A 7,898-nucleotide genomic window follows, 5' to 3' on the forward strand; every position below is an offset into this window, starting at 1 on the left:
GGCGACCGGGGCCGCCGGACGTCTGTGACCGACGTCTCGGCCGCAGAAGCCGCTCACGGTGGCAAGGTGGACGTCAGTCGCAGGGGGAGTCCACCGCACCACGGAGATCAGCGAGAAGCCATGACCGCGAACGCAGCCACCGTCACCCGCGCCCGTACCGGCGGCCCCCGGGAGGACGGCCCGAAGATCCTCGAACACGTCATGGGATGGACCCTCGTCGTGGTCCTCGCGATGTTCGTGACCCAGCTGGGACTGTTGTAACCCGAGGTCACGGGGCTACCGGCCCAAGTCCTCCGGATGACCTGACATACTGCGGCGGGATGTCCCACCGCCCGCAGGAAGACCTGGGTCGAAATTGAACATCAGCCGGCAGTCCGCCGTACGCCCCGCGGCACGCGGTACCGAGCGTTCGTCCGCGCGTCGCGCCGAACTCATCGCCATCGGGCGGAGGTTGTTCGCGGACACGTCGTACGACGCGCTCTCGATGGACGACATCGCACGCCAGGCGCAGGTCGCCAAGGGGCTGATCTACTACTACTTCCACTCCAAGCGCGGCTACTACCTGGCGATCATCGAGGACTCGGTGGCCGGCCTGGTCACCTTCGCCGCGGGCGGGGCCGGACTGCCGCCCGCGGAGCGGGTGCACCGCACCATCGACAGCTATCTGCGGTACGCCGAGCACAACCAGGCCGCCTACCGCGCGATCGTCAGCGGCGGCGTCGGCTTCGACACCGAGGTGCACGCCATCCGGGACGGGGTGCGCGAGGCCATCGTCGCGACCATCGCCGAGGGCGCCTACGGCCGTACGGACATCGCGCCGGTGGCGCGGATGGGGCTGCTGGCCTGGGTGTGCAGCGTGGAGGGCGCCGCGCTCACCTGGATCGACCGCGGTGAACTGTCCCGCGAGACCATGAGCGAGCTGCTGGTGAAGACGCTCGGTGGGACCATGCGCGCCATCGAGGAGCTGGACCCCGCCCACCCGGCCCCGGCGCCCGCCCGCCGCGACGCCTGAGACGGGCCCCGGCCCTTGATCGGTTCCCCGTTCTCGGTGTCACCTTTCGGGTGAATATTCCGTTCGGCAAGGGCGCGGAAACTTTTTGAAGTGAGCGGTCGTTAACTGGTGACTTGCTGCGGCCGATCGGGCATACTCGCAGCGCACAGCCGCTGGTCAGCAGCTTCCGAGACCCGGGAGTGCGAGCATCGGCCAGGCACCGATACGACCCCGGCGGAGCCGCCCCCACCCAAGGCGCACGCCGATGTGCCCGAACAGGGAGGAGAGCGTCGCCATGCCCGACCGCGCCCCGCAGCCGGTGGACCGGCAACTGCCCACGGACGAGGCCCGGGACCTCATCTCGCTCGTCCGCGACATCGCGCAGCGCGAGGTCGTCCCGCAGGCGGCCGAGGAGGAGGACGCGGGCCGCTTCCCCCGCGAACTGTTCACCCTGCTCTCCGAGTCCGGCCTGCTCGGCCTGCCCTACGACTCCGAGCACGGCGGCGGGGACCAGCCGTACGAGGTCTACCTCCAGGTCCTCGAAGAGCTCGCCGCGGCCCGGCTCACCGTCGGCCTCGGCGTCAGCGTGCACACCCTGGCCTCCTACGCGCTCGCCGCCTTCGGCGCCAAGGAGCAGCAGGCCGAGCATCTGCCCGCGATGCTCGGCGGCGGCCTGCTCGGCGCCTACTGCCTCTCCGAGCCCGCCTCGGGCTCGGACGCGGCCTCGCTGCGCACCAAGGCGGTGCGCGACGGGGACGACTGGGTGATCACCGGCACCAAGGCATGGATCACCCACGGCGGCATCGCCGACTTCTACACCGTCATGGCCCGTACCGGCGAGGAGGGCCCGCGCGGCATCACCGCGTTCCTGGTGCCCGGTGACGCCGAGGGGCTGAGCGCCGCCGTGCCGGAGAAGAAGATGGGGATGAAGGGCTCGCCCACCGCCCAGGTCCATCTCGACGGCGTCCGGGTCCCCGACGCGCGGCGCGTCGGCGAGGAGGGGCAGGGCTTCGCGATCGCCCTGTCGGCGCTGGACGGCGGCCGGCTCGGCATCGCCGCCTGCGCGATCGGCCTGGCCCAGGCGGCGCTGGACGAGGCGCTCGGCTACGCGGCCGAGCGGCGGCAGTTCGGCAAGCCGATCGCCGACTTCCAGGGGCTGCGCTTCATGCTCGCCGACATGGCCACGCAGATCGAGGCGGGGCGCGCGCTGTATCTGGCGGCGGCCCGGCTGCGCGACGCGGGGCGGCCGTTCGCCAAGCAGGCCGCCATGGCCAAACTGCACTGCACCGACACGGCGATGCGGGTCACCACCGACGCCGTGCAGATCCTCGGCGGCTACGGCTACACCGCGGACTTCCCCGCCGAGCGCTACATGCGCGAGGCCAAGGTCCTGCAGATCGTCGAGGGCACCAATCAGATCCAGCGCATGGTCATCGCCCGCCACCTCGCGGGCCCGGAGACCCGCTGAGCGGGTCGGGCCCCCGCCAGGGCGCGGCGAGCCGGGTCCACTCCGGGTCCTGCCGCCCGGGCAGCGTGCGGCCCCGGTCCGCCCAGGTCCGCATCAGATCGCGGTAGATCGGCGGATCCGGGAGCCGGGGCGGCGCGGGCGCGACCGCCTCCGCGGGCGGCGGCACGAAGACGCGGCGCTGACGCCCGGTCGTCGAGTGCGTGGGGGTCGTCATACCCGGGCAACGCGGGAGCGACCGGACGGGTCACCGACCCCCGGAACAGGACGTGCGTTCGCGGCCGTCCCGCGCGGACGGGGGTGGCGGACCGCGCCGCCCCCGCGCCGGTGTGCGCTCAGGCGGCGTGCCGCCGCATCGCCGGGACCCGGATCGGACGCGAGCCCGGACCGCCGACGTGCGAGAAGGGCTGGGTGCGCCAGTCGAGTCCCTGGGGGAGCGTCAGCAGCAGGGCCGTGTCCTGCTCCTGGGGAGTGACGGACTCGTCGGCCGGCCGCGCCTCGGCGGCCCGGCGGCCGGTGCCGGCGCAGACCGTGAGCCCGAACGGGTTCCACGGTGAGGCGCACAGCGCGTGCTCCGGCAGGGTGTCCTCGTCCGCGAGCAGGGCGATGGGCTGCGCGCAGTCCGGGCAGACGACCCGGTACATCTCGAAGGTGTCGTAGGCGTCGAGTTCCTCGTCCGGGACGTCGGGTTCGACGTGCTCCGGATCGAGCTCGACGACCGGCTGCTGCCGCTTGGACGTGGTACGACCAAGGCGCTTAAGACTCTGCATGGGTTCTCCCCCTCGGGCTGGGCCGTGAAGGCACTGCGGCCTCGACCACAGCAAGCACTTCCCGTCCCCCCTCCGGGGTAATCACGGGAACATCACGGAGACCGCTCGAAAGGTGTGGTGTTCGTCACATGCCAGGTGCGGATGCCCCGTGCGGGAGCTTTGTCCCCCCGGACCGCACGCGGCGGCCTCCGGCACATCACGAACCGGGCATGACCTGGGCGGCTCGGGTATCCGAGGAGATCAAGCGCACTGTAGGTTCTTGCGCCATGGAGGAGCTGGACCGACAGATCGTGCAGCTGCTCGTCAAGGACGGGCGGATGAGCTACACAGACCTGGGCAAGGCCACGGGCCTGTCCACGTCGGCCGTGCACCAGCGGGTGCGCCGGCTGGAACAGCGTGGCGTCATCCGCGGCTACGCCGCGGTCGTCGACCCGGAGGCCGTCGGCCTGCCCATGACCGCCTTCATCTCGGTCAAACCCTTCGACCCCAGCGCCCCCGACGACATCGCGGACCGCCTCGCCGGCGTCCCCGAGATCGAGGCCTGCCACAGCGTCGCGGGCGACGAGAACTACATCCTCAAGGTGCGCGTGTCCACACCGCACGAACTGGAGGAACTGCTCGCCCGCGTACGCTCACTGGCAGGCGTCTCCACCCGCACGACGGTGGTCCTCTCCACCCCGTACGAAGCCCGCCCGCCACGCATCTGAATCACAGCCCCTCCGGCTGAATGACAGCCCCTCCGGCGTTTGAGGAGCGAGGGCCCGGGGGCGGAGCCCCCCGGGGGGACGGGAACGGGAAGGGGCGGCGGGGGCGATCACAATGGGCCGGCCGGAACGCGTGGGACGCGCCTGCTCCCGGGGTGCCCCTGCGTGCGGAACGTCCCGCACGACACGCGAAACTGTGGAACATGAGTGAACGCACCGCCCCACCCCACACCCTCCTGCTCCGCCGCGGCGAGGTCCACAGCCCCGCCGACCCCTTCGCGACCGCGATGGTCGTCGAGCGCGGCCAGGTCGCCTGGGTCGGCTCCGAAGGCGCCGCCGACGCCTTCGCGGACGGCGTCGACGAGGTGATCGACCTCGACGGCGCGCTGGTCACCCCCGCGTTCACCGACGCGCACGTCCACACCACGGGCACCGGCCTCGCCCTCACCGGCCTCGACCTGTCCGCCGCCCCCTCGCTGGAGGCCGCGCTGGTCCGCGTACGGGAGTTCGCCGCCGCCCGCCCGGACGACCGGGTACTCCTCGGCCACGGCTGGGACGCCGCCCGCTGGCCCGGCGGCCGTCCCCCGACCCGCGCCGAACTGGACGAGGCCACCGGTGGCCGTCCCCTCTACCTGAGCCGGATCGACGTCCACTCCGCGGTCGTCACCACGGCGCTTCTCGACCTCGTCCCGGTCGTGGTCACCCGCGAGGACCGCCCCCTCACCGGGGACGCCCACCACGCGGTGCGCGCCGCCGCCCTGGCCGCCGTCACGCCGGCCCAGCGCACCGGGGCCCAGCGGGCCGCCCTCGCCCACGCCGCCTCTCTCGGCATCGGCACGGTCCACGAGTGCGGGGGCCCGGAGATCTCCTCCGAGGACGACTTCACCGGACTGCTGCGGCTCGCCGCCGAGGAGAACGGCCCGCGCGTCGTCGGCTACTGGGCCGAACAGGACGTCGTCAAGGCGAAGGAGCTGGGCGCGATCGGCGCCGCGGGCGACCTGTTCGCCGACGGTGCCCTCGGCTCGCACACCGCGTGCCTGCACGAGCCGTACGCCGACGCCGGCCACACCGGCACCGCCCACCTGGACGCGGCGGCCGTCGCCGCCCACGTCGTCGCCTGCACCGAGGCGGGCCTCCAGGCCGGCTTCCACGCCATCGGCGACGCCGCCGTGAGCACCGTCGTCGACGGTGTGCGGGCCGCCGCCGGCACACTCGGCCTCGCCCGCGTCCGCGCGGCCCGGCACCGCGTCGAGCACGCCGAGATGCTCACCCCCGAGACCGTCGCCGCCTTCGCCGAGCTCGGCCTGACCGCCTCCGTCCAGCCGGCCTTCGACGCCCTGTGGGGCGGCGAGGACGGCATGTACGCACGGCGCCTGGGAGCGGAGCGGGCCCGCACCCTCAACCCCTTCGCGGCGCTGCTGCGCGCCGGCGTCCCGCTCGCCTTCGGCTCCGACAGCCCGGTCACCCCCCTCGACCCCTGGGGCACGGTCCGGGCCGCCGCCTTCCACCGCACACCGGAGCACCGCGTCTCCGTGCGCGCCGCGTTCACCGCGCACACGCGCGGCGGCTGGCGGGCGGTCGGACGTGACGACGCGGGCGTCCTGGTGCCCGGCGCGCCCGCCGACTACGCCCTCTGGCACACCGGTGAACTCGTGGTCCAGGCCCCCGACGACCGGGTGGCGCGCTGGTCCACCGACCCCCGCTCCGGCACCCCCGGCCTGCCCGACCTCGCCCCCGGCCGTGACCTGCCGGTCTGTCTGCGGACCGTGGTCGGCGGGCGCACGGTGTTCGTACGGCCGGGCGAGTGATCTACGAGGGCGGCGCGGTGACGATCATGCGCCGCGCCCTTCTCCCGCGACCTGCGCATCCTCCTCGCTGACCAGGCATTTGAACCACATCACGCAGGTCGGACGGCTGTTGACAGGCGGCCGCGGGAGGCCGGTAGGTTCGGCCGGGTCCACCACCGGACGCCCGACCGGAGAACGTCCGGCCACTCGTGTCGGAACCGCTGGGTCAGGGACGGTGTGCCGCACCGGGGCACCGTCACTGGGAGCCAGGCTCAGCGGCGGCGCGGTACCGAGGGACGTTCCGGCCGGCCGAGGGGGTGCGACCCCGGGTGGGGCCCGGGCGCTCAGTAGACAACGGCTTCAGGCCGATCCGCAGCCGGCGGGTCCCGGGCCGGCCCGAAGGGCGCCGGGCTCCCATCCGCTGTCCCTCGCTCCCTCTTCAGTACGCCCAAAAAGTGTGTTCCTACCCGATCTTCGGTAAACAACACCACCATATGAACGTCCCGTCACGTCGGCGCGGGTTGTGCCCACTATGGTGGGACCCTGCGCACAGGACATGAAGGGGCAGCAGTGAACGACGGCGACGGGACCCTCGCGGCAGGATCCCAGGGGCGGAACTTCGGCCCGCTCGGCACGGCTCTGGTGATCATCCCGACCTACAACGAGGCGGAGAACATCAAGGCGATCGTCGGCCGGGTGCGCGAGGCCGTTCCCGAGGCGCACGTTCTCGTGGCCGACGACAACAGCCCCGACGGCACGGGCAAGCTCGCCGACGAACTGGCCGCCGGGGACGACCACGTCCAGGTGCTGCACCGCAAGGGCAAGGAGGGCCTGGGCGCGGCCTATCTCGCGGGTTTCCGCTGGGGCATGGAGCACGGCTACGGCGTACTGGTCGAGATGGACGCCGACGGCTCCCACCAGCCCGAGGAACTGCCCCGTCTGCTGACCGCCCTCAAGGGTGCCGACCTGGTGCTCGGTTCGCGCTGGGTGCCCGGCGGCCGGGTGGTGAACTGGCCGAAGTCCCGTGAGGTCATCTCGCGCGGGGGCAGCCTCTACTCGCGCGTGGCGCTCGACCTGCCGCTGCGCGACATCACCGGCGGCTTCCGCGCCTTCCGCCGCGAGACGCTGGAGGGCCTCGGCCTCGAGGACGTGGCCTCCCAGGGGTACTGCTTCCAGGTCGACCTGGCCCGCCGCGCGGTGAAGGCCGGCTATCACGTCGTCGAGGTTCCCATCACGTTCGTCGAGCGCGAACTCGGCGACTCCAAGATGAGCCGCGACATCCTCGTCGAGGCGCTGTGGCGGGTCACGGCGTGGGGCGTGGGGGAGAGGGTCGGCAAGGTCCTCGGACGCGGCGCCGACAAGCAGCGGGTCGAGCCGGACGTCAAGCAGCCCGAGCCGGACGTCAAGCGGTCCGAACCGTAGGCGTACGGCTGCCTGTTCGTCCCGGTGATCCCGCTTATCCCGTGCTGAGCCGGGTCCAGGCACACTGGGAGCATGACGACTGGCGCTCAGACCCCGTATCCCGCCCGGCCCCGGCGCTCCCGGCTGCGCACCTTCCTGCCGCTGGGTGTCGCCGCATGGCTCGTGCTGGAGATCTGGCTGCTCACCATGGTCGCCGGGGCGTCGAACGGACTGGTGGTCTTCCTGATCCTGGTGGCCGGCCTCGTCCTCGGCTCGGTCGTCATCAAGCGGGCCGGCCGACGGGCCTTCAAGAACCTGACCGAGACGCTGCAACAGCAGCAGGGCGGGATGCTGTCCGAGGCCCGGCCGAACAGCGAGGGCAACGGCCTGACGATGCTGGGCGGCCTGCTCCTGATCATCCCCGGCGTGATATCGGACGCGGTGGGGCTGCTCCTGCTGGTGCCGCCGGTGCAGAAGGCCGTGAGCCGTTATGCCGAGCGCACCTTCGAGCGCAAGCTCCGCGAGGCCGCGCAGGGCTCTCTCGGGGACGCCTTCCAGCAGGCCCGTATGCGCCGGCCCGACGGCAAGGTCGTCCAGGGAGAGGTGGTCCGGGACGAACCCGGAAACGCCCCGGAGGACACCCCGCAGGGCCCGCGCCCGCCGCTCACCCGCTGAGGGCTGCCGGGCCGCCCCGCGCACACAGGACCGGGGGGGGCGTTCGTGTAGTAAGGCGCCCGCGGTCGAGTAACGGTGGGGGGGTGGGGCGTCGCGCGGGGGCGC

General features: G+C 72.8%; 9 protein-coding genes. 7 read left to right on the forward strand and 2 right to left on the reverse strand.

Annotation, left to right across the window (positions count from 1 at the left end):
- The first annotated feature begins 120 nt into the window (after nucleotides 1–120).
- The 3 genes from ACFV5H_RS22400 to ACFV5H_RS22410 all read left to right on the forward strand — a co-directional run bounded on the left by ACFV5H_RS22400 (nucleotide 121) and on the right by ACFV5H_RS22410 (nucleotide 2,459).
- Nucleotides 121–261 (forward strand): SCO1431 family membrane protein, encoded by a 141-nt coding sequence (locus ACFV5H_RS22400; RefSeq protein ID WP_385051646.1) that lies wholly within the window; start codon nucleotides 121–123, stop codon nucleotides 259–261.
- Between the two features lie 94 nt (nucleotides 262–355).
- On the forward strand, nucleotides 356–1,012 hold the full coding sequence (locus ACFV5H_RS22405; RefSeq protein WP_385051644.1) for a TetR/AcrR family transcriptional regulator: 657 nt from the start codon (nucleotides 356–358) through the stop codon (nucleotides 1,010–1,012).
- Between the two features lie 274 nt (nucleotides 1,013–1,286).
- Complete coding sequence (locus ACFV5H_RS22410) at nucleotides 1,287–2,459, forward strand: acyl-CoA dehydrogenase family protein (RefSeq protein WP_385051642.1); 1,173 nt, start codon at nucleotides 1,287–1,289, stop codon at nucleotides 2,457–2,459.
- Here the strand turns inward: ACFV5H_RS22410 and ACFV5H_RS22415 are convergent.
- Nucleotides 2,422–2,673 (reverse strand): hypothetical protein, encoded by a 252-nt coding sequence (locus tag ACFV5H_RS22415; protein WP_385196870.1) that lies wholly within the window; start codon nucleotides 2,671–2,673, stop codon nucleotides 2,422–2,424. The genes ACFV5H_RS22410 and ACFV5H_RS22415 overlap by 38 nt on opposite strands.
- Before the next feature lie 118 nt (nucleotides 2,674–2,791).
- Nucleotides 2,792–3,226, reverse strand: a complete 435-nt coding sequence (locus tag ACFV5H_RS22420; RefSeq protein WP_385051639.1) for a hypothetical protein — start codon at nucleotides 3,224–3,226, stop codon at nucleotides 2,792–2,794.
- A 266-nt stretch (nucleotides 3,227–3,492) separates the two neighbouring features.
- On the opposite strand from ACFV5H_RS22420, the gene ACFV5H_RS22425 reads away from it, so the two are divergent.
- The 4 genes from ACFV5H_RS22425 to fxsA all read left to right on the forward strand — a co-directional run bounded on the left by ACFV5H_RS22425 (nucleotide 3,493) and on the right by fxsA (nucleotide 7,793).
- Complete coding sequence (locus ACFV5H_RS22425; RefSeq protein WP_030867874.1) at nucleotides 3,493–3,933, forward strand: Lrp/AsnC family transcriptional regulator; 441 nt, start codon at nucleotides 3,493–3,495, stop codon at nucleotides 3,931–3,933.
- A 200-nt stretch (nucleotides 3,934–4,133) separates the two neighbouring features.
- Entirely contained in the window at nucleotides 4,134–5,738 is a 1,605-nt protein-coding gene (locus ACFV5H_RS22430) for an amidohydrolase (protein ID WP_385196872.1), read from the forward strand.
- 549 nt (nucleotides 5,739–6,287) lie between these two features.
- A complete protein-coding gene (locus ACFV5H_RS22435) occupies nucleotides 6,288–7,139 on the forward strand; it encodes a polyprenol monophosphomannose synthase (protein WP_385196875.1) in 852 nt (283 codons plus the stop codon).
- Nucleotides 7,140–7,211: 72 nt separating this feature from the next.
- Complete coding sequence (fxsA, locus tag ACFV5H_RS22440; RefSeq protein ID WP_385051634.1) at nucleotides 7,212–7,793, forward strand: FxsA family membrane protein; 582 nt, start codon at nucleotides 7,212–7,214, stop codon at nucleotides 7,791–7,793.
- The last annotated feature ends 105 nt before the right edge of the window (nucleotides 7,794–7,898 follow it).

Origin of the sequence: Streptomyces sp. NPDC059787 (assembly GCF_042732315.1) — a bacterium.
GTDB lineage: Bacteria > Actinomycetota > Actinomycetes > Streptomycetales > Streptomycetaceae > Streptomyces > Streptomyces atrovirens.

Coding starts and splice junctions, on each gene's coding strand:
- ACFV5H_RS22430 (WP_385196872.1), top strand. CDS start 4,134: ATGAGTGAACGCACCGCCCCACCCCACACCCTCCTGCTCCGCCGCGGC.
- fxsA (WP_385051634.1), top strand. CDS start 7,212: ATGACGACTGGCGCTCAGACCCCGTATCCCGCCCGGCCCCGGCGCTCC.
- ACFV5H_RS22400 (WP_385051646.1), top strand. CDS start 121: ATGACCGCGAACGCAGCCACCGTCACCCGCGCCCGTACCGGCGGCCCC.
- ACFV5H_RS22415 (WP_385196870.1), bottom strand. CDS start 2,673: ATGACGACCCCCACGCACTCGACGACCGGGCGTCAGCGCCGCGTCTTC.
- ACFV5H_RS22420 (WP_385051639.1), bottom strand. CDS start 3,226: ATGCAGAGTCTTAAGCGCCTTGGTCGTACCACGTCCAAGCGGCAGCAG.
- ACFV5H_RS22410 (WP_385051642.1), top strand. CDS start 1,287: ATGCCCGACCGCGCCCCGCAGCCGGTGGACCGGCAACTGCCCACGGAC.
- ACFV5H_RS22425 (WP_030867874.1), top strand. CDS start 3,493: ATGGAGGAGCTGGACCGACAGATCGTGCAGCTGCTCGTCAAGGACGGG.